Raw genomic sequence first — 20415 nt, 5'->3', positions numbered from 1 at the left:
ATGAAGCAGTCAAAACAATGCTCTTCCCTTCGTGTTGTCGCCGGTGTTGCGACCCAAGATCACCAAGTGTTGGTGGCTCAACGCCAACCGGATGCGCAGTTTATTAGTTGGTGGGAATTTCCGGGTGGCAAAGTCGAGCAAGGCGAGAGCGACCAGCAAGCACTTGCGCGAGAGTGGCGAGAAGAGTTTGGGGTAGATATCCAAGTTGGCGCCCCAATTTTGGAAACCGAATTCGATTACGGCGATAAAGTGATCGTACTTTGCAGCTTTTGGTGTGACGTAATTGATGGAACGTTAGCACTCAACCAGCATCAGGCGATGTATTGGAGTGAGCCTCGTCGCCTCGATGCTGGAGTGTTCAGTGCCGCTGATCGTCCTTTGATTGAAAAATTACGTCATCAGTTTGACACTGAGTTGACCTGCACAGGCGCCGATAAAGCCGACGCTATGATGTAGCGTCGTTACGAAAAAATGCGGCGTGGGGGGCGGCCAATAAATTGGGCAATGACCACTAACGCCCAGACAAACAACATCGCGGTAAAGATCCCCACTAGCCATTGTGGCATTGACCATCCCAGCCACTGCCACATCACTTTGCTGCAATCACCGTAGGCTTCAAAGACGGATGGCAGCCATTGGTTGAGTGGCGCCCAAGAAGGGAAGTTCACCGCCACATCGCAGGTGGCACCGAACAACTGGTTCGGATCAGGAAATTGATAACTTACGTGCTCTAACGAGAGCTTTAGCGCCCACCCGGCTGTGACGCCAAAGCCAATTAAGCCGAGAGTACGCCAAAAAGGGTCGTTGGGCGCGATCAATCCAAGTAAAGCGGCGACACCGATACCCAATAACGCGACGCGTTCATAAATACACATTACACAAGGTGCAAGCCCTTGATGGTGTTGAAAATAAAGTGCTGTGGCTTCTAACCCGACAACACATAGAAGCAACAACAGCCAGGACGCTCGGCTGCGAGAAAACTGGTTTAAGGCGCGCCACATAACTCACTCCTGATAAAAAACAAGGCTCTATATTTAGAGCCTTGCTATTCAATCGTTTGTTGAGACTAAGGTCAATGGTAGAAGTGTGTTAGTGAGCGCTAGGTATTGCTTGCTGAGTCATATGTATGGTCTCGGAAATCCAACCTTGGTGCAGCATCCATTCGGTGGCAGGCACCAAGAAAAACTCAATGCCAATCACACCCAATACGCCCATCACAATGGTATATGGCAACGCCATGTACACCATGCGACCGTATGAAAGACGCAGTAGTGGCGCCAGCGTAGAGGTCAGCAAGAATAAGAAAGCGGCTTGGCCGTTGGGCGTGGCCACTGAGGGCAAGTTAGTCCCTGTATTGATTGCCACGGCTAACATATCAAATTGCTCGCGGCTAATGACGCCATTGAGTAGGGCGGTTTTTACCTCGTTGATATATACGGTGCCGACAAATACATTGTCTGACACCATAGAAAGCAGGCCATTGGCGATATAAAACATGGTCAGTTGCAGGTGGCCTTCCAGCGATAGCACCATATCGATGACAGGCGCAAACAAGTGTTGGTCAATGATCACCGCCACCACAGAGAAAAAGACCGCTAATAGCGCGGTGAACGGAAGCGCTTCCTCGAAGGCTTTGCCGATATGGTGCTCATCGACGACGCCCGTAAACGCGGTGGCAAGGATAATGATACTTAAGCCAATTAAGCCGACGGCGGCCAAATGTAAAGCCAATGCGGTGATCAGCCACACCGCAATCAGTGCTTGTACCACCAACTTGGCGATATCCTGCGGCGTACGTTTTGCCCGCTGTGCTTTATCGTACTCCACCAAGATTTTTAATACATTTTGAGGCAGATGTGCGCCATAACCGAACCAAGCAAACTTTTCGACCAGAGCGCAGGTCAGTAAGCCGGCGACGAATACCGGCAGTGTGACGGGAGCCATACGGAGAATAAATTCACCGAAATGCCAGCTGGCTTGATCGGCAATGATCAAGTTTTGTGGTTCGCCAACCATGGTCATCACGCCCCCGAGGGCGGTGCCTACGCCAGCATGCATTAGTAGGCTGCGCAAAAACGCTCGATAGTTTTCTAAATCGTTGCGGCTAAGCTCGTCGCTTAAGCTTTCATCCGAGGTATGATCATGGTTAGCGCCAAATTCTTTGCCCGATGCCACACGGTGGTAAATCGAATAAAAGCCCACGGCGACACTGATCACCACGGCAATCACGGTCAAGGCGTCCAAAAAGGCAGAGAGTGCCGCCGCCGCGCCACAAAAGGCCAATGACAAGGCAATTTTGGAGCGGATGCCCAACAGGATTTTGGTGAAAATAAACAGCAGAAGCTGCTTCATAAAGTAAATCCCCGCCACCATAAAGACCAGCAGCAGTAGGACTTCAACGTTGGCAACCAGCTCATGTTTGACCTGCGCAGGACTGGTCATCCCGATTGCCACCGCTTCGATCGCCAACAAGCCACCGGGTTGCAGCGGATAGCATTTCAAGGCCATCGCGAGGGTGAAAATAAACTCGACCACCAGTAGCCAGCCAGCGATAAAAGGGTCGATCGCGAAAATGACAGGGTTGAGAATTAAAAAGCCGACAATGGCTAATTTATACCAATCAGGCGCTTTGCCGAGAAAGTTTTTAAGAAACGCAGTGCTGAGTGTCATGGTCTTCGCCATAGTGAAAGTCTCATTGTTATCTATGCCTACCTAGCGCGCGGATGGGCGAGTAACGTGCACCGACACAAACGCACAATGGGCGACCGAGTGCATGGGCACAGTAAGAGGGTGACAGATATCAGTGATCAAGGCTTATCAGGACGCGTCGTGTAACCATAACGCGTGGATGGATAGCCTTGTCACGCATAAGTGTGCGCTAGTTTGCCTCAGACATATTTTGTTACATCTTGTATGGGTTAGTTTTGCGATTTATGCCCAGTTTTTCATTGATCTGGTACAAAAAGATAGCAGATGTCACGCGATATCCGGTGATCTCACTCAGCGGTTTCTGCTGGTGGCGTCTGGTGGTATGATGAGTTATTAATCAGAGCAAGAAGCAAATTGGAATTTAGATTCAATGGTTATAAAGGCGGATAGCCCAGCAACATTTGCTGAAAAATATATAATTGAAAGTATTTGGAATAATCACTTTCCTAAAGGCTCCATTTTACCTGCAGAGCGTGAACTGTCTGAACTGATTGGGGTCACTCGCACCACCTTACGTGAAGTGTTGCAACGCTTGGCGCGTGATGGCTGGTTAACCATTCAACATGGCAAACCCACACGCGTGAATGATTATATGCGTACGTCGGGGCTGAGTATTCTTGATACCCTGGTCACCCTAGAGGGGCAAGATGTCCATGGCGTACTTGAGGACTTACTTGCGGCGCGCACCGATATCAGCGGCGTGTACATGCGTTATGCGGCGAAAAACCGCCCCGACGACTGCTTGAACCTTATCGATTATGTGATCAAGCGCTGTGAGCAAGTGCTCGAATGCGAGAGCTTTGAGCAGTTCTTGGAGCTTATTGATGAACAAAGTGAAGTTTTAAAAGACGTTAAAAAGATCCAGGACAAATACGGTAAGCAAGATCCCGCCTTGTGTGAGCGCATATGTATGGGGCGCGCGTTTAATCACTTTGACTATCGTTTGTTCCAAGGCATGGCGCACTTTTCTGGCAACAAGGTGTATGTGTTAACCATTAATGGCATGCGTCAGATTTATTCGCGTGTGGGCGGATATTACTTTATGGATCGCCGTGCCTGTGAGAACGCATTGAGTTTCTACAGTGATTTACGGGAGATGGTGGCCAATAACCAGCACCCCATGATTGGCGATCGGGTGAAACAATACGGTCGCGAATGTGGCGGATTGTGGTTTAGTAATCGTGAAACGATTGCCGCGCACATGGCCGAAGAAGAAGCTTAACGCGCTCGATACTCAAAACGTGAAAAGCCGCCGTGAATAGGATTCATGGCGGCTTTTTGTTTGGTTCACAGTAGTGTCTTAGTGACTGCCCATTAGCATGTCAGGGTCAAACTGCGGCCGTTTGGGGCAGCTGCTCAGTATTTTTCCTCTCCCTTCGCTTGTTTCCTCTTCAAGGATCACTTCAAACCCCCATAGTCGGTGGACGTGCTTGAGTACCTCTTCATAAGATTTGGCGAGCGGGATCCGGTTATGAGGGACGTAGCGAAGCGTGAGTGAACGATTACCGCGTAAATCGACATCAAACACTTGAATGTTCGGCTCACGATTACTGAGATTGTACTGCGCAGAGAGATCTTCACGTAACTGGCGGTACCCTTGCTCGTTGTGAATACTGGTCACTTCAATATAGCTTTGTCGGTCATCGTCATTGACGGCGAAAAACTTCATATCTCGCATCACTTTGGGCGATAGAAACTGGCTGATAAAGCTCTCATCTTTAAAGTTTGCCATGGCAAAATGCACGGTTTCTAACCAGTCTTTTCCCGCGATATCAGGGAACCAGTATTTGTCTTCTTCCGTGGGGTTTTCACACATTCGGCGAATGTCCTGAAACATGGCAAACCCGAGCGCGTATGGGTTAATGCCGGAATAGAACTGGCTGTTGTAAGGCGGTTGTGCCACCACATTGGTGTGGCTATGTAAAAACTCCATAATGAAGCTGTCAGTTACCAAACCCTCGTCATACAGATGATTGAGTATGGTGTAGTGCCAAAATGTCGCCCAACCCTCATTCATGACCTGGGTTTGCTTTTGCGGATAAAAATATTGGCTGACCTTACGCACTATCCGCACGATTTCTCGCTGCCATGGCTCAAGCAGTGGAGAGTGCTTTTCAAAAAAGTACAAAAGATTCTCTTGTGGCTCGGCAGGGAAGCGACGCTTCTCTTGTTCTTGCTCTTTTTTACCGCCCGGAATGGTACGCCAGAGTTCATTGACTTGCGTCTGCAGGTAGTCCTCTCGGGCCTTTTGACGTGCTTTTTCTTCAGCAAGAGAGATCTTTTGCGGCCGCTTATAGCGATCGACCCCATAGTTCATCAGCGCATGGCAGGAGTCGATCAGGTTTTCTACTTCTGCCAGGCCGTACTTTTCTTCACATTCACTGATGTAATTTTTTGCAAACAGCAGGTAATCAATAATGGAGCCTGCGTCTGTCCAAGTTTGAAACAGGTAATTGCCTTTGAAAAAGGAATTGTGGCCATAACAGGCATGTGCCATCACCAGCGCTTGCATGGTGATGGTGTTTTCTTCCATCAAATAAGAAATACACGGATTGGAGTTAATCACTATCTCGTAAGCGAGCCCCATGTACCCGTGTTTGTAGTTGCGTTCGGTCTCGATAAACTTTTTACCAAACGACCAATGATTGTAATTGATGGGCATCCCGACGCTTGAGTAAGCATCCATCATTTGCTCGGCGGCAATGATTTCGATTTGGTTTGGATAAGTATCCAGCTTGTAGTGTTCTGCGACTCGTTTGATTTCCTTGTGATACTGCTCGAGCAGGTCAAAGGTCCAATCGGGTCCATCATGAAGTGGAGTGTTACGTTTACCTTTGGTGACAGCCATACCATGTCTCCCTGATAAAATACGTCTATGCCGGTATGGCGTCAGGCTTCGACCTGACGCTTAAACAATTCGCGAAACACGGGGAAAATTTCCTCCGCTGAGCGAATGTTTTGCATTGCAAAGTTGTCATGGCTTTGCGCCAACGCCTCATATTCACGCCACAGTGTTTGATGCGCGCGGCGGGTGATTTCGATATAGGCGTAATAGCGGCTGACCGGCAACAGAGTGTTTTGCAGTAGCTCTCGGCAACCGGGTGAGTCATCGGCCCAATTGTCGCCATCCGAGGCTTGTGCCGCATAGACGTTCCATTCTGTCGGGTCATACCTATCTTTGATGATTTCATCCATTAGGCGCAGAGCGCTGGATACAATCGTGCCGCCCGTCTCTTGTGAGTAAAAAAACTCGTGCTCATCGACTTCTTTCGCCTGCGTGTGATGGCGAATAAAGACTACTTCCACGTTTTTATAAGTGCGTGTAAGGAAAAGATAAAGCAGGATATAAAACCGTTTGGCGATATCTTTAGTCGCTTGGTCCATCGAACCAGACACATCCATCAAGCAAAACATCACGGCTTGGCTACTTGGCTGTGGCCGCTTTTCGTAGTTTTTATACCGTAAGTCAAAGGTATCGATGAACGGAACCGCGGCGATTTTGCGCTTCAATACCGTGATTTCTTCTTCGAGTCGTTTCACTTCAAGCGGTTGTGCAGGCTCGGCCTCGCGCACGCGATCAAGCGCTTCTTCAAGCTCTGCCAGTTCTCGGCGTTTGCCGGCTGACATTGCTGTGCGTCGTGCCAGTGAGTTTTGCAGTGAACGTACAATGGCAATGTTCGAGGGCACCCCATTTGAGGTATATCCTGCGCGATGCGTTTTGTACTCCACCATTTTATTCATTTGGTTTTTCTTCAGGTTCGGAAGCTCAAGATCTTCGAACAAGAGATCCAAATACTCGTCTTTTGATATTTGAAAGACGAATTCATCTTGGCCTTCGCCATCAGGACTGGCTTGTCCTTCTCCGGCTCCGCCACCTCCCTCGCCGCCAGGTGGGCGAGCAATACGGTCACCGGGGCTGAATTGGTCGTTACCTGGGTGGACAGCGTCACGCTGTCCCCCTTTACCTTGGTGGAAGGTCGGTTCACGAATATCGCGAGAAGGGATAGAAATATCCTCTCCACTTTCGACATCCGTGATCGAGCGGTTGTTGACGGCGTCAGCAATGGACTCTTTAATTTGCCGTTTGTGTCGGCGTAAAAAGCGCTGTCGATTGACAGTGCTTTTATTTTTGCCATTGAGACGACGATCAATAAAATGCGCCATATCTCTCTCCCGTCATCTGCGTCAGCCCGAGGGCTACGATGATTTACGCACGCGCAAATACCACTCTGCGAGCAAGCGAACTTGCTTGCGGGTATAGCCTTTTTCCATCATACGAGCGACAAAGTCGTCGTGTTTTTTCTGCTCTTCGCTCGAGGTTTTGGTATTGAAGGAAATCACTGGAAGCAAATCTTCGGTATTGGAGAACATTTTCTTCTCAATGACGGTTTTCAGTTTCTCGTAGCTGGTCCAAGCTGGGTTTTTGCCTTCGTTATTAGCGCGCGCGCGGAGGACAAAGTTGACGATTTCGTTGCGGAAATCTTTCGGGTTACTGATGCCCGCCGGTTTCTCGATTTTTTCCAATTCAGCATTGAGTGCTGAACGGTCAAACAACTGGCCCGTATCTGGATCGCGGAATTCTTGATCTTGGATCCAGAAGTCAGCATAGGTGACGTAACGGTCAAAAATGTTTTGCCCGTATTCGGAGTACGATTCGAGATAGGCGGTTTGGATCTCTTTACCGATAAACTCGATGTATTTGGGGATCAGGTAGCCTTTAAGATGCTCAAGATAGCGTTCAGCGACTTCTTGCGGGAACTGCTCTCGCTCAATCTGTTGCTCTAATACGTAGAACAGATGAACAGGGTTCGCGGCGACTTCCGCATGGTCGAAGTTAAACACCCGTGACAAGATTTTGAACGCGAAACGGGTTGATAGCCCGTCCATGCCTTCATCAACACCGGCAAAATCACGGTATTCTTGGTAGGACTTCGCTTTGGGATCCGTATCTTTCAAGGTTTCGCCATCATACACGCGCATTTTTGAATAAATGCTCGAGTTTTCAGGGTCTTTTAATCTTGATAGCACCGAGAAGCGCGCCAAAATATCTAAGGTGCTGGGCGAACAAGGTGCGTGGCGTAGCTCACTGGAAGACAGCAGCTTATTGTAGATTCGAATTTCGTCCGACACGCGCAAGCAATAGGGCACTTTGACGATATAGACACGGTCAAGGAAGGCCTCGTTGTTTTTGTTGTTGCGGAACGATTGCCACTCAGACTCATTGGAGTGCGCGAGAATGATGCCATCAAACGGCAGTGCTGACAGGCCCTCGGTGCCGTTATAGTTACCTTCTTGGGTGGCGGTCAACAGTGGGTGGAGCACTTTGATAGGGGCCTTAAACATCTCCACAAACTCCATCATCCCTTGGTTAGCGCGACAAAGCGCACCGGAGTAAGAGTAGGCATCAGGATCGTCTTGTGAATAGTGTTCGAGCTGACGGATATCAACTTTACCCACCAGTGACGAGATGTCTTGGTTATTCTCATCCCCAGGTTCAGTTTTTGCCACCCCGACTTGGTTGAGAATCGATGGGCGCAATTTCACTACTTTAAACTGGCTAATATCGCCACCAAACTCTTTTAACCGCTTCGCCGCCCAAGGTGACATAATATGGCGAATATAACGGTTGGGGATATCGTACTCTTTCTCGAGTAGATGGCCGTCTTCCTCGGCATCAAATAGACAAAATGGGTGATCGTTCACTGGACTACGTTCGCCGTTTGCCGTCAGCACGTAGATAGGCATTTGCTGCATCAAGCTCTTCAGCTTTTCAGCCAAGGACGACTTACCGCCCCCGACCGGGCCCAGTAAATAGAGAATTTGTTTACGCTCTTCCAAGCCTTGGGCAGCGTGCTTGAGATAAGAGACGATTTGCTCAATCGAGTCTTCCATGCCATAAAAGTCTTCAAAGGTCTTATAGCGGGAAATCACTCGGTTGGAGAAAATACGGCTGAGTCGAGGATCAAGCGAGGTATCAATCTTTTCTGGCTCGCCAATGGCCATCAGCAAACGCTCTGCCGCATTGGCATAAGCGCCGCGATCCTCTCGGCACAGATCCAAGAATTCTTGAAGGCTCATTTCCTCGTCTTTCGCTTCTTCGTAACGCTGACGATAGTGATCGAAAATAGTCATGGTCCTGCCCCCTAAATCGTCTAATAACTCAAAAAGAAAAGGTGCAAAATTGGCTGAATAGTCCCTTTCCTTGTAATAAGGTTAGACCTGATTTGCCGATTTTGCGTGAAAGAATTGTTTGTTTTTTCGATAATTTTTGTTGCCGTATCCGTACACTTGTCTTGTCAAGATATTGACAGCTGGCGTTCAAGCTAGTGAGGTATGCTAACAGTGATAGTTTTACCAGTTAGGGCGATTAGGCTGACGGTTGCCAGCCGTCAAACAAGAAGGGAATAGATGATGAACATAGCGAGAGAAACGGCTTGGGTCGCTTGCGCCCTCATGCTAACCACCAGCAGTGCTTACGCTGAAACGCGTGTTTCTGCTGGTGTGATAGGCGCATTTTCACCTCAGGTTTATAAAGACACGGATACCGACCCGCTAGTGGTGCCCACAGTCAATGTTGATACCGACCATTTTTATTTTCGTGGCCTGACTGCGGGCGCGCGACTGGCGCCGAAAGGCTCGACCCATAACCTTGTTTTGTCTGCTACTTATGATCCACGTCGCTTTGATCCCGCAGACACTGATGACCCACAACTGAGCCAGCTCGATAAACGTGATACATCCATCGTTGCTGCGTTAGCTTATCAGTACCATTCTCCGATAGGTCGTTTCCAGGTGCTGGCTGGGGAAGGCGTCACGCATGACAGAGACGGAGTCTATGGCGAGGCTAGTTGGAAATACGCGTTCAACCATCCTCGCTGGGGCGTATCACCGGAAGTGGGTTACTCCTATAACAGTCATGAGCTCAATCAGCATTTGTATGGGATCAGCGAAGACGAAGCGGCACGGTCGGGATTGTCCGCTTATGAGCCGGGTTCGGCTGGCCATTATTTTATTGGTGCCAGTGGTTATTTTATGCTGACCGAGCGTATTCAGCTCATGGGTGGTGTGCGCTACACCAATTTGGATGATGATATTGCCGATAGCCCAATGGTGGATCAATCCACCGCCGCCTCGGGCTACTTGGGGGTAAACTATATTTTTATGTAGTTTTACCCATTAAAACAGGCCGCTTGGGTGTAAAGCGGCCTGTGACGCGCACTTAGCTTGAGTGGCGCTCATCCATTAACTGGGTTGCTAACGTGTAGCTTTCGCCTGGGTGGACAACTTGTGTGGGCTGTTCAATCGCCGCTTCAACACAGACAAACTTGAGGTACCCGTTATCGTCCATATCCGCCATCTGAATGGACGCCGCTTGGCCTGGATTCCAGACGACGGCGCTGGTTGCCCCTTGGTTGTTGACCTTGAGACGGCGGTTTCCCACTGGATCGGTTAAGGTGAGGGTGTTGTTAGCCCCCGTATAAATCCTATCAACTGGCTCCTCGAAGGTCACTTTTCCCGTCGCTGGCACGGCGTTGCCTGCCGCAAAGTTATCAAGATACTGACAACCGAGCCCTTCCACGTTAGCTTGTTCGCTATCTTCTACCGCAAGGTAACTGTGCAAAGCACCGCCCATGGTCCAAGGGTGGTGGTCTGTATTGGTCACGGTTAGGGCGATGTCGGCGTGATGAGTAAGCGTAAAGGTCACTGTCGCCTGGAAGCGATGAGGCCAGAGTGCTCGAGAGCTTGCTGAGTCTGTCAACTGCAATTGAATAGTCACGCCCGCAGGCGCTTCTTCAATGTGTGCTAACTGCCACATTTGACGGCGAGCAAAGCCATGTGAGGGTTGTCCCGTATTGCCAAACCATGGCCAGCAAATGGGGACACCACCTCGTAGTGGCGTCTTGGCATCGTAGATAGCGTTGTCACTCATCCAGGTGAGGGAGGTTTCGCCCGTAGGAGCGAACGTGATGAGGTGGCCACCAAATAAGCTGATGGTCGCCGAGCAAGCTGGATGCGAGACACGCAAAATAGGAACGGACTGGCGGTAGCATAAGTCGACAGATGCAGAAAGGTGACGCTCAACATGCACAGTGGAAGAAGTCATAGCCTGATCCTCTTGGGTAAGTGTTCCTTAATCAGTTATCGAAGACACGTTCACAGAAAGCGAGGCCCCGAGTCATGGGGCCTGATAAACAAAAGGCGGCCAATGGCCGCCTTTACGTTGGATAGGGTTACATGCGCATTACTTAGCGATGTGTGCAACCAAGTCCAATACTTTGTTTGAGTAGCCGATTTCGTTGTCGTACCAAGAAACCACTTTCACGAAGTTGTCAGTCAGTGCGATACCTGCTTTAGCATCGAATACAGACGTTTGTACTTCGCCGATGAAATCTTGAGAAACAACTGCATCTTCAGTGTAACCTAGAACACCTTTCAGCTCACCTTCAGACGCTTCTTTCATCGCCGCACAGATTTGCTCGTAAGACGCTGCTTTTTCAAGGTTTACAGTCAGGTCAACAACAGAAACGTTGGCAGTTGGTACGCGGAACGCCATACCAGTCAGTTTGCCATTAAGCTCTGGCAATACTTTACCAACGGCTTTCGCTGCGCCAGTTGAAGATGGGATGATGTTCTGAGACGCACCACGGCCACCGCGCCAGTCTTTCGCAGAAGGGCCGTCAACGGTTTTCTGCGTTGCAGTGGTTGCGTGAACAGTGGTCATCAGGCCAGACTCAACACCAAACTTGTCGTTCAGTACTTTTGCGATTGGCGCCAGGCAGTTAGTGGTGCAAGAAGCGTTAGATACGATGTCTTGACCTGCATAGTCGTTGTGGTTAACACCCATAACGAACATTGGCGTTGCGTCTTTAGATGGGCCAGTTAGAACAACTTTCTTCGCACCCGCTTGGATGTGTTGACGTGCTGTTTCGTCAGTTAGGAAGATACCGGTTGCTTCTGCAACAACGTCAACGCCAGCTTCATCCCACTTAAGGTCTGCTGGGTTGCGCTCTGCAGTTACGCGTACAGTTTTGCCGTTAACGATTAGGTTGCCACCTTCTACTTCAACAGTACCGTTGAAGCGACCGTGGGTTGAATCGTACTTCAGCATGTAAGCCATATACTCAACGTCGATAAGATCGTTGATTGCGACTACGTCGATGTCGTTACGCTCGACAGATGCACGGAATACGAAACGGCCGATACGGCCAAAACCGTTAATACCTACTTTGATAGTCATTATGTTGCTCCACAACTTAATTTCTAGTGAGATGAAACTGGTAGTAAAATTACAGAATAGGACCCCGCCATGCAAGGGTAATCGCAGCCAAAATTGTTTAAAGTCAAAAAAAAGTACGGATTTTTTTTACATCGCCTAAACATTTGGCTCCCTTGCGGCCATGTCTGTATGCGCTTTAACCGCGAGCGATTTAAGCGTTGGCTACAAACACGGAGCGACTGCTGGTAATTGTTAGCGTAGAAGTAGAACCGCGATCGTGAAAGTTAAACTGGTATGACAAGCGATGGACAGGAATGAAGGTGGCGCTATCCGTGCAGCTCGCGGGTACAAGAGCCGCACGGAAGTGTTGAGGTGACTTGTTTACGAGGAGGCTTGAGTCTCTGTATCGATAGCTTGTAGCAAGGTGGCTTCGAACTCACCGTCTCCGATGGCGGCCGCGATCTCAAACGCAAGGCGTTGTAGCGACTCTTGCTGCTGTTCTGTCAATGGATAGAGTCGAGCGAGGCGATCAGCGCGTGCGATCGGAAGGTTGTAACTTTCCCCCACTTTTGCCCATAAATAAGCATGTTCGAAGCGTTTCAATGCATGGTTAGTGGTTGCCAGAGATTTTATCGCCTCTGGGATCACCTCTTTGCGGACCGTGTCATTGTCACCGTCATAAAGTTCTAACGCATGGAGTAGGATCTCCACCGTTTTCGCTTTGTTGCGTGACACATAATAGGTGGCAAGTCCCAGCTGCAATTGTGGCGTTTCGAGGTGGCGTGTTCCCTCTAGCTTTAAAAACTGTGGTAACGCACTGTTATCGCCTTGCGACCAGCGATAGTAAATCACGGGCGGTTGGTAAGATTCTTTCAGCTCTCCTTCTAAGCGCTCAATGGCGTCGTAAGCGTGATATACCGCCTCGGTACGCTTGGTTTTGCGCTCTTTTAGGGTAGTGGGCTCTATTTCCGCAACCAGTTCCATACAGCGCAGGTAGACTTTGGTTTGTTTAAGCTCGGCAAGCTTATTCAAATCACTGGGGTTTTGATAGACAGATAAGCGATCGAAAATCAAATCGGAGCGTTCAAATCGGCATTGCCCATCACCGGTGTTTAGTCCTGCACATAGCTCTGGGTGAGTTTCGCAGACTTGATTCGTGGTGGGTTCACCTTCACAGCCGGCGAGTAGCAGTAAGCTCGCAATCAGACCCAACGGGTAAAAATAACGCGTGAGTAATCGTAAATCCATGGTTTATCGTATCCTGAGTCAGTTGCGATGAGTATACGTGATCTTTTAGTGTAGTTGATGGCCTAAAGCGTGATACAGCGCACTGAACCAAGCATGCCGTCCACCTACCAAGTTCAGGCATAATAGCCCAATGAGGATCGCCAAGAGGTAATCATGGATATTGAACAAGTGTTAAAGGCAATGACGCCTGAAGTATATGATCGGTTATGTTATGCCGTAGAGACGGGCAAATGGCCGGACGGCACGACGTTGAACCAAGCCCAGCGTGACCAAGCGTTACAAGCGGTTATGCTTTATCAATCGCGTCACAATAGCCAACCCCAACACATGACCGTCGCGAAAGGCGGCAATGTGACGTGGAAGTCGAAAGCTGAACTCAAACGCGAGTTTGCGCGCCCAGATGAAGCTCGGATTGATATCGCCACACAAAGTGATGAGACCAAGCACTAGCCATCAATCCGAAACCAAGTCCTTGCGTCTTGGTGTTACCGATGAGGGGGTAGCACTGAAGTGGTGGCTAAACTGATCGGGCTGGCAAAAAACGGCGTTAGCTGATGGTTTTCTTCTTGCGCGTAACTGTTGAGCATAGGGTGTTGCTCGAGTGCGTCAAGATATTGGTTGAGTGCTGAAAACCGATCGTCGAGCACCAAACCGGCCATTTTGGCGCAACGGAAGAGACTCCATATGCTGATACTGGCGATCGTTATCGTCTGTGTAGGCAGTGCTTCGACACGGTCACCCAAGTAATGGCAATAAGCGGGCAAGGTTTGTAGCGCATGGTTCACGGCTTGGTGATCAACGTCTTTGTCTAAAATATGGCCACGTACCACGCGCTGGTAGAACAGCGTATCCGTGATTAACGGGTCAAGCTGGTAGCGGCAGAACCATTCAATCCAGCGGAGCTCGGCGCGATAGGCGGCATTACCTGGATATAGGAGTGGATCTGGGTACGCATCATCCAAGTAGGCGGTAATCACAGTGTCTTGGTAAATGGTTTGCGCCTCATCGGACAGGGCGACCACGGTTTGCATGGGCGGGTGGTGAATAACTCGCTCGTGTGCCTCGAAAGGGGAGGTGGGGGCGAGTTGATAGTCTAAATACTTCAATCTCAGCGCCAGTGCGATCTTTCGCGTATGGGGCGACAGCGAGTCACCATGTAATACCCTCATAATGCGCTCCTTTTAATGACTACCAACAGTATGATTGCCCTCTCGTATACGTTAGCAAATAAAAACGCCGGCAACCTTGCCGGCGTCACACACTGAAAGATTCGTGAAATAGTAACAAGCTAGTAATAACTGAGCTCACCGCGGAGGTCTTTTTGTACCAAGGTACGTAGGGTCTCAAATGGCAGGGATTGGCTCAGCAAGAAGTGAAGCTTGGCCAACGCCGCCTCAGGGGTCATGTCGTAACCGCTTAATACGCCGGCGTCTGCTAATGCACAGCCCGTCGCATAACCGCCCATATTCACGCGTCCTGCCAAACATTGGGTCAAGTTAAGCACCAAAACACCTCGGTCGGTGGCTTGTTTAAGCAAGTCCAGCAGATCGGGCTGTTGGGGCGCGTTGCCCACCCCAAAGGTTAACAAAATCATGGCATTCACTGGCTGCTTAAGTGCGTTTCTTACCACATCCGGTGAGATGCCGGGGTACATCATGATCACTGCAACCGGCTGATCATTAATGGTATGCACTTTAAAAGGGCCTGCTGAGGGTTGATTGAGCTTGTCTGCTTTTACCTCGATATGAATGCCGGCTTCAAGCAGCGCGGGTAGGTTGGGCGAGGTAAAGGCATTAAAGCCATCGGCATGGGATTTGGTACTGCGATTGCCACGTAATAACTGGTTATTGAAGAACAAGGTGACTTCATTTACCGGGTAATTGGCCGCAATATGAAGTGCATTTAATAGGTTGGCTTGCCCGTCTGAGCGCAACTCTGCGATTGGAATTTGCGAGCCGGTCACGATCACTGGCTTTTCTAAGTTTTCAAGCATGAACGACAGGGCTGACGCGGTGTAAGCCATGGTGTCGGTGCCATGTAAGATCACAAAGCCATCATATTTGTGATAATTTTCGCCAATATCGTCCGCAATCCGTTGCCAATCCGTTGGCGTCATATCCGATGAATCAATGAGTGGTTCGTACTCATGAATAGTAAAAAGCGGCATTTCTGGACGATGGAATTCGGGCATTTTCTCCAACTGTTGTTGCAGAAAACCAGACACAGGGACATACCCATGATCGGACTTTTGCATACCGATCGTGCCACCGGTGTAAGCGATATAAATGTGTTTACGTTCCATCATGTCAAATCTGCATTAAATGAGCGTGAGCACAGTATACATGTAACGGTTGCATCGATAACACCGAGCGGCACACAGAATAGAAGAAAAACAGGAAAAAGCCCTGACTGTATGGTCAGGGCCAGTCGATTTTATTGGTATTGACAGTTCAAACAGAACAAGTAACGGCCTTGAGGGTCATTGAATTTCTCCAATAAGGTCAGTGACTGCCACTGTGGTGAGGACGCCAGTTGTTGAGCTATCGATGGCATATTCGCCTGGACCGTTTTGCCAAGCACGCTCGCACTTTGTCCGAGCATGTCGTTAATAAACTGCTCAAAGGGAGTGAGTGGCTGTTGCATCCAATCGAGCTGGTAGTCCTCAATGCCAGCGAGCTCGGCAGCGGTTGATACCGCATCGTCAAAGTCACCCAACTTATCTACTAAGCCGAGATTCAATGCGTCTTGTCCCGTCCAAACGCGGCCTTGCGCGACCTGATCGGCTTGTTCCATCGACATGTTACGGTGGTTGCTGACAACGGAGAGGAAGCGGTGGTAACCGTGCTCGATGCCGAGTTGCATGATGTCTCCTACCTCGTCAGGGAGCGCGCGAGTCAGCCCCACACCGGCAAACGGCGTGGTGCCCACACCATCCGACTGAACACCCAAATCATCGAGCGTGTTCTCAAAGGTGGTGAACAGGCTAAAGATGCCAATGGAGCCGGTGATCGTGGTAGGTTGAGCAATGATTTGGTCGGCGCTGGCTGATAGCCAATACCCACCCGAGGCGGCCACGCTCGACATCGACACCACCACAGGTTTGCCGGCCTCTCGCAATGCATCCACTTCATTGCGAATCACTTCAGAGGCGAAAGCGCTGCCACCCGGGCTATCAACACGTAGCACCACAGCTTTAACACTGCGGTCTAGGCGTGCATCGCGAAGTAAGGCCGCAGTGGTATCACCACCCACCGTACCCGGACGTTGTTGCCCGTCCATGATGGGGCCGCTGGCGACGACGACAGCAATGTTATTGTCGCCCGGCAAGCTAAAGCTATTTTGTATCTTCGGCAGGTAATCGTAATAACCTGTGTACTCAAAGCTGTCTTTGCCATCGCTCCCGAATTTTTCAGCGAGATAGCGACGGATTTGCTGGCGCGTCATTAACTGATCGACGATCCCCACATCTTTAGACAACGCGGCGAAGTCCCCCTCGAAGCGGCGTAATCGTGTGAGCAATTGCTCAGCACTAGGCGAGAGCATATCCGCTTGGATGCCGCGGTTCTCGGCGACATCACCGACATACGCGTCCCACAGCTGAGAGAGCCAAGCTTGATTCGCCTCGCGGGCAGCATCAGACATATTATTACGCGTATAAGGCTCGACAAACGATTTATACGTTCCCACGCGGAACACATGGGTAGAGACATCCAACTTATCGAGCAGATCTTTCCAATACAGGTTATAGCTGCCGTAGCCTTGCAGCATCACCATGCCATCTGGTGACATCAACACTTCATCGGCATAGCTGGCTAAATAGTATTGGCTTTGGCTATAGGTTCCGCCGATGGCGATGACGGGTTTGCCGCTCTCTTTAAAGGTATTGATGGCTTTGGCGATATACCTCAGCTTGGTCAAGCTGGTAGACGGCATATCACCCAAGCTTAATACCAGGCCGTTGATTTGCTCGTCGGAGGCGGCATGGCGCACGGTGTCGACGATATCAAACAGCACATTTTCTGTTTCAATCGGCTGGCCTAGCGCGTTGCGTGATAAGGTATCAATTGGGCTAAGTCGCTGACGCTGCTCGACAATCGGACCGTCAATATTGAGTAAAAGGGCACGTGGTTCGGGCTCAGATTGAGCGACCTTGACCGACTCAGCGTCCTTTGGCGTCAAGGGTGTATCTGATGTGATCGCCAAGTAGATGGCGACGATGACGCCGATAAAAATGACGTTCAACAAAAGCTGCCGTGCGAAACTTAGCGCACGCCACAGCCATTTAAAAAGGGATGCAATAAAGCGGAACAGTTTTTTCATACTTGAGTCCATCGGTGCATGTCGTTGATATCCTAGCTGATAAGAGCCAAGAGCGATAGGTGCTAAACGGTTGTGGATAACCAGTATTACTGGGTGAAAGTCCTACCCAGATCATAAATCGCGACACCATGTTGCCAGATTGTAAACGAATGTTTGAAATCACGTGTGCAACAAGGCTATAGTCTGGTCAGACCACAAATAATAAGTGAGCAAGCGATGGAACAGCACCCTTATCCCAACATGCTAGCCCCACTCGATCTGGGGTTCACCACCCTAAAAAATCGCGTACTGATGGGCTCGATGCATACTGGACTTGAAGAAGCGAACGATGGTTTTAAAAAACTGGCGGCTTTTTACGCAGAACGAGCGAAGGGCGATGTAGGGCTGATTGTAACCGGCGGGTTCTCACCCAACTTCCGCGGGCGTTTAACGCCGTTTAGTGCTCAATTTAGTTCGGGACGCGCTGCACGCGCCCATCGGGCGATAACTGAAGCCGTCCATGCCCATGGTGGTAAAATCGCATTGCAATTATTACATGCAGGGCGTTATGCCTTTCACCCTTTCGCGCAAAGTGCCTCTGCCATTCGTGCACCTATCAGCAAGTTTACACCGTTTGAAATGAGCGAGCGGGCAATTTGGCGAACCATTAAAGCCTTTGGTCGCAGTGCCGCACTCGCCCGTGAAGCGGGTTATGATGGCGTTGAGATTATGGGATCGGAAGGTTATCTCATTAATCAGTTTTTCTGTCATCGTGCTAACCGCCGGTATGACCAATGGGGCGGGGCGGTTGAAAATCGCATGCGCTTTGCCGTTGAAGTCATGCGCGCGGTTCGTCAGGCTGCTGGCGATGACTTTATTGTGATATTCCGCCTATCGATGCTGGACTTGGTTGAACAAGGCAACACGTTCGAGGATGTGATTGCTTTAGCGAAGGGCCTTGAACAAGCCGGCGTCACCATCATTAATACAGGCATCGGCTGGCATGAAGCTCGTATTCCTACTATCGCCACCCAGGTGCCGCGCGGTGCATTTAGCTGGGTGACGGAAAAACTAAAAGGTGAGGTATCGGTGCCCCTGGTCACTTGCAACCGAATTAACACGCCGGAGGTCGCCGAGTCGATTTTGGCAAGCGGGCAAGCGGACATGGTGTCGATGGCGCGACCATTTTTGGCTGATGCTGAGTTTGTTGCCAAAGCTAAGGCGGGGCAGCCGGATGATATTAATACCTGTATTGCTTGTAACCAAGCCTGTCTTGATCACGTGTTTAAAGGAAAACGGGCAAGTTGCTTGGTGAACCCGAAAGCCTGTTATGAAACCGAACTGATCGCCACGCCTGTCCGGCAAGTTAAACAAGTAGCCGTCATAGGTGGGGGAATGGCGGGGATTAGCTGTGCCACTGAAGCGGCCGAGCGTGGCCACGATGTCACCTTATTCGAAAAGTCGGATCGTCTAGGCGGGCAATTTAATTTGGCGATGACGATTCCAGGAAAAGAAGAGTTTAAAGAAACGATTCGCTATTACCTTCGAAGGTTGGAAAAAGCGGGGGTGACGGTCAAATTCAATCAAACAGTGGATGTGGATACACTGCGTGCATTTGATGAGGTTGTCGTGGCAACAGGGGTCAAACCACGTCGTCCTGCCATTGAAGGTATCGAGCATCCAAAGGTGATTGACTACCAAACCTTTATTCGCGAGAAGCCAGCCCTTGGCAGCCATGTTGCCATCATTGGCGCAGGAGGCATTGGGGTCGATGTTGCCACCATGATCACCGAGCCCAAGGATCAAAGCCTGGATGATTGGCTAAATGAATGGGGCATCGATAAAACCATAAGCCACGAAGGCGGCTTGTATCCTGGTCACGATAGTCACAGCGATAAGCAGGTGTGGGTGCTACAGCGCCGCGAGGGCCGAGTTGGCAAAGGGCCGGGTAAAACCACCGGTTGGATCCATCGTAAAACCTTGCAAAAACGTGGTGTGAACCTTTGTGGTGGCGTGACGTATCACAAAATTGATGATGAGGGGCTGCACGTCAGTATCAAAGATGAGGCGCACTTGATTCCTGCCACTGAAATTATCTTGTGTGCTGGGCAAGAGTCCGTCAACCAGCTCGCTGAGCAGTTGAAAGAAGCCAATTTGTCATATCACTTAATTGGTGGGGCAGAGCATGCTGGCGAGTTGGATGCGAAGCGAGCGATCCGCCAAGGGATTGAAACGGCGTTGGCGCTTTAACCCATACGATTTGCACGATTTTATCCGTTCACGGCTGTGTTAACCTGTGGTAAATAAACTATACATGGCCGTTTAACGGTAAAAAGGATAAGTCATGGATGCACTTGATTTGCTCTTACAGCGCCGCTCGATACCGCGTCTCGCCGCGCCTGCCCCGAGTGGCGAGGCGCTTGAAAACATTATTCAAGCAGGCTTACGCGCCCCTGACCACGGCGCGTTAACACCGTGGCAATTTGTGATCTGCGAAGGTGAGGGCCTTACCCGGCTTTCCACCATTCTTGCTGAGGCCGCACAAACAAATGGCGCGGATGAGGCGGCGATTGAAAAAGCGCGTAACGCCCCGTTTCGAGCGCCTATGGTGGTGGCAGTGATTGCGCGCACGCGTCCGCACGATAAGGTACCAACCATTGAGCAACATATCTCTGCGGGTTGCGCCACGCAAGCGATGCAGATGGCAGCGGTGGCACAAGGCTTCCAAGGATTTTGGCGTACGGGGGCATTTGCCTATCACCCTGCAGTGCGTGAAGCACTGTCGGTAGAAGGTGACGATCAGATTGTGGGCTTTTTGTACTTAGGGACGCCTGATTGCGCCCCAGCCAATGCTCCGAAGCGAGATACCAGTAAGTTTGTGACCTACCTGTAAATTAGGATAAATCGCGTTCACCTCGAAAAACCTGTGCATATGTACAGGT

The 20415-nt window shown here is 50.1% G+C and carries 17 protein-coding genes; 6 read left to right on the top strand and 11 right to left on the bottom strand.

What is annotated here, in order from left to right:
* Nucleotides 1-456 (top strand): (deoxy)nucleoside triphosphate pyrophosphohydrolase, encoded by a 456-nt coding sequence (locus tag BZG74_RS03970; RefSeq protein ID WP_077771443.1) that lies wholly within the window; start codon nucleotides 1-3, stop codon nucleotides 454-456.
* A gap of 5 nt (nucleotides 457-461) precedes the next feature.
* Here the strand turns inward: BZG74_RS03970 and dsbB are convergent, their stop codons facing one another.
* Together dsbB and nhaB are read right to left on the bottom strand one after the other, a co-directional pair.
* The gene (gene dsbB / locus BZG74_RS03965) at nucleotides 462-1001 is read right to left on the bottom strand and encodes a disulfide bond formation protein DsbB (protein WP_077771442.1); all 540 of its coding nucleotides are present in this window, start codon (nucleotides 999-1001) and stop codon (nucleotides 462-464) included.
* A gap of 88 nt (nucleotides 1002-1089) precedes the next feature.
* The gene (gene nhaB, locus BZG74_RS03960) at nucleotides 1090-2682 is read right to left on the bottom strand and encodes a Na(+)/H(+) antiporter NhaB (RefSeq protein WP_235605703.1); all 1593 of its coding nucleotides are present in this window, start codon (nucleotides 2680-2682) and stop codon (nucleotides 1090-1092) included.
* 397 nt (nucleotides 2683-3079) lie between these two features.
* Between nhaB and fadR the strand changes: the two genes are divergently transcribed.
* On the top strand, nucleotides 3080-3931 hold the full coding sequence (gene fadR, locus BZG74_RS03955; protein WP_077771441.1) for a fatty acid metabolism transcriptional regulator FadR: 852 nt from the start codon (nucleotides 3080-3082) through the stop codon (nucleotides 3929-3931).
* Between the two features lie 78 nt (nucleotides 3932-4009).
* Here the strand turns inward: fadR and BZG74_RS03950 are convergent, their stop codons facing one another.
* The 3 genes from BZG74_RS03950 to BZG74_RS03940 are packed head-to-tail and all read right to left on the bottom strand — an operon-like array spanning nucleotide 4010 to nucleotide 8841.
* Entirely contained in the window at nucleotides 4010-5557 is a 1548-nt protein-coding gene (locus tag BZG74_RS03950) for a SpoVR family protein (RefSeq protein ID WP_077771440.1), read from the bottom strand.
* Nucleotides 5558-5598: 41 nt separating this feature from the next.
* Nucleotides 5599-6873 (bottom strand): YeaH/YhbH family protein, encoded by a 1275-nt coding sequence (locus BZG74_RS03945; RefSeq protein WP_077771439.1) that lies wholly within the window; start codon nucleotides 6871-6873, stop codon nucleotides 5599-5601.
* Nucleotides 6874-6906: 33 nt separating this feature from the next.
* Nucleotides 6907-8841, bottom strand: coding sequence for a PrkA family serine protein kinase (locus BZG74_RS03940; protein ID WP_077771438.1), 1935 nt, complete (start codon nucleotides 8839-8841; stop codon nucleotides 6907-6909).
* 276 nt (nucleotides 8842-9117) lie between these two features.
* Between BZG74_RS03940 and BZG74_RS03935 the strand changes: the two genes are divergently transcribed.
* Complete coding sequence (locus tag BZG74_RS03935) at nucleotides 9118-9876, top strand: MipA/OmpV family protein (protein WP_077771437.1); 759 nt, start codon at nucleotides 9118-9120, stop codon at nucleotides 9874-9876.
* A 52-nt stretch (nucleotides 9877-9928) separates the two neighbouring features.
* On the opposite strand, the gene BZG74_RS03930 is transcribed toward BZG74_RS03935, so the two are convergent.
* The 3 genes from BZG74_RS03930 to BZG74_RS03920 form a co-directional block, all read right to left on the bottom strand.
* Nucleotides 9929-10813, bottom strand: a complete 885-nt coding sequence (locus BZG74_RS03930) for a D-hexose-6-phosphate mutarotase (RefSeq protein ID WP_077771436.1) — start codon at nucleotides 10811-10813, stop codon at nucleotides 9929-9931.
* 138 nt (nucleotides 10814-10951) lie between these two features.
* Nucleotides 10952-11947: a type I glyceraldehyde-3-phosphate dehydrogenase gene (gene gap, locus BZG74_RS03925; protein WP_077771435.1), complete on the bottom strand. Its 996-nt coding sequence runs from the start codon at nucleotides 11945-11947 to the stop codon at nucleotides 10952-10954.
* A gap of 360 nt (nucleotides 11948-12307) precedes the next feature.
* Nucleotides 12308-13174: a DUF2989 domain-containing protein gene (locus tag BZG74_RS03920; protein ID WP_077771434.1), complete on the bottom strand. Its 867-nt coding sequence runs from the start codon at nucleotides 13172-13174 to the stop codon at nucleotides 12308-12310.
* Nucleotides 13175-13327: 153 nt separating this feature from the next.
* Here BZG74_RS03920 and BZG74_RS03915 point away from each other — a divergent pair, with 153 nt between their 5' ends.
* On the top strand, nucleotides 13328-13624 hold the full coding sequence (locus BZG74_RS03915; RefSeq protein WP_077771433.1) for a YeaC family protein: 297 nt from the start codon (nucleotides 13328-13330) through the stop codon (nucleotides 13622-13624).
* A 35-nt stretch (nucleotides 13625-13659) separates the two neighbouring features.
* Here the strand turns inward: BZG74_RS03915 and BZG74_RS03910 are convergent, their stop codons facing one another.
* The 3 genes from BZG74_RS03910 to sppA form a co-directional block, all read right to left on the bottom strand.
* Nucleotides 13660-14343, bottom strand: coding sequence for a glutathione S-transferase family protein (locus BZG74_RS03910; protein ID WP_077771432.1), 684 nt, complete (start codon nucleotides 14341-14343; stop codon nucleotides 13660-13662).
* A gap of 119 nt (nucleotides 14344-14462) precedes the next feature.
* Nucleotides 14463-15476, bottom strand: coding sequence for an asparaginase (ansA, locus tag BZG74_RS03905; RefSeq protein WP_077771592.1), 1014 nt, complete (start codon nucleotides 15474-15476; stop codon nucleotides 14463-14465).
* A 131-nt stretch (nucleotides 15477-15607) separates the two neighbouring features.
* Complete coding sequence (sppA, locus tag BZG74_RS03900) at nucleotides 15608-17494, bottom strand: signal peptide peptidase SppA (protein WP_077771431.1); 1887 nt, start codon at nucleotides 17492-17494, stop codon at nucleotides 15608-15610.
* Between the two features lie 216 nt (nucleotides 17495-17710).
* Between sppA and BZG74_RS03895 the strand changes: the two genes are divergently transcribed.
* Together BZG74_RS03895 and BZG74_RS03890 are read left to right on the top strand one after the other, a co-directional pair.
* A complete protein-coding gene (locus BZG74_RS03895) occupies nucleotides 17711-19723 on the top strand; it encodes an NADPH-dependent 2,4-dienoyl-CoA reductase (RefSeq protein WP_077771430.1) in 2013 nt (670 codons plus the stop codon).
* A 94-nt stretch (nucleotides 19724-19817) separates the two neighbouring features.
* Nucleotides 19818-20366: an NAD(P)H nitroreductase gene (locus BZG74_RS03890; RefSeq protein WP_077771429.1), complete on the top strand. Its 549-nt coding sequence runs from the start codon at nucleotides 19818-19820 to the stop codon at nucleotides 20364-20366.
* Nucleotides 20367-20415: the final 49 nt, after the last annotated feature.

The organism is Salinivibrio sharmensis, from assembly GCF_001995985.1.
Classification (GTDB): domain Bacteria; phylum Pseudomonadota; class Gammaproteobacteria; order Enterobacterales; family Vibrionaceae; genus Salinivibrio; species Salinivibrio sharmensis.
This window is presented reverse-complemented; position numbering and strand designations above follow the sequence as displayed.

What these genes read in the sequence shown, in the direction of transcription:
- BZG74_RS03970 (WP_077771443.1), top strand. Translation starts at nt 1, where the DNA reads ATGAAGCAGTCAAAACAATGCTCTTCCCTTCGTGTTGTCGCCGGTGTT.
- dsbB (WP_077771442.1), bottom strand. Translation starts at nt 1,001, where the DNA reads ATGTGGCGCGCCTTAAACCAGTTTTCTCGCAGCCGAGCGTCCTGGCTG.
- nhaB (WP_235605703.1), bottom strand. Translation starts at nt 2,682, where the DNA reads ATGGCGAAGACCATGACACTCAGCACTGCGTTTCTTAAAAACTTTCTC.
- fadR (WP_077771441.1), top strand. Translation starts at nt 3,080, where the DNA reads ATGGTTATAAAGGCGGATAGCCCAGCAACATTTGCTGAAAAATATATA.
- BZG74_RS03950 (WP_077771440.1), bottom strand. Translation starts at nt 5,557, where the DNA reads ATGGCTGTCACCAAAGGTAAACGTAACACTCCACTTCATGATGGACCC.
- BZG74_RS03945 (WP_077771439.1), bottom strand. Translation starts at nt 6,873, where the DNA reads ATGGCGCATTTTATTGATCGTCGTCTCAATGGCAAAAATAAAAGCACT.
- BZG74_RS03940 (WP_077771438.1), bottom strand. Translation starts at nt 8,841, where the DNA reads ATGACTATTTTCGATCACTATCGTCAGCGTTACGAAGAAGCGAAAGAC.
- BZG74_RS03935 (WP_077771437.1), top strand. Translation starts at nt 9,118, where the DNA reads ATGATGAACATAGCGAGAGAAACGGCTTGGGTCGCTTGCGCCCTCATG.
- BZG74_RS03930 (WP_077771436.1), bottom strand. Translation starts at nt 10,813, where the DNA reads ATGACTTCTTCCACTGTGCATGTTGAGCGTCACCTTTCTGCATCTGTC.
- gap (WP_077771435.1), bottom strand. Translation starts at nt 11,947, where the DNA reads ATGACTATCAAAGTAGGTATTAACGGTTTTGGCCGTATCGGCCGTTTC.
- BZG74_RS03920 (WP_077771434.1), bottom strand. Translation starts at nt 13,174, where the DNA reads ATGGATTTACGATTACTCACGCGTTATTTTTACCCGTTGGGTCTGATT.
- BZG74_RS03915 (WP_077771433.1), top strand. Translation starts at nt 13,328, where the DNA reads ATGGATATTGAACAAGTGTTAAAGGCAATGACGCCTGAAGTATATGAT.
- BZG74_RS03910 (WP_077771432.1), bottom strand. Translation starts at nt 14,343, where the DNA reads ATGAGGGTATTACATGGTGACTCGCTGTCGCCCCATACGCGAAAGATC.
- ansA (WP_077771592.1), bottom strand. Translation starts at nt 15,476, where the DNA reads ATGGAACGTAAACACATTTATATCGCTTACACCGGTGGCACGATCGGT.
- sppA (WP_077771431.1), bottom strand. Translation starts at nt 17,494, where the DNA reads ATGAAAAAACTGTTCCGCTTTATTGCATCCCTTTTTAAATGGCTGTGG.
- BZG74_RS03895 (WP_077771430.1), top strand. Translation starts at nt 17,711, where the DNA reads ATGGAACAGCACCCTTATCCCAACATGCTAGCCCCACTCGATCTGGGG.
- BZG74_RS03890 (WP_077771429.1), top strand. Translation starts at nt 19,818, where the DNA reads ATGGATGCACTTGATTTGCTCTTACAGCGCCGCTCGATACCGCGTCTC.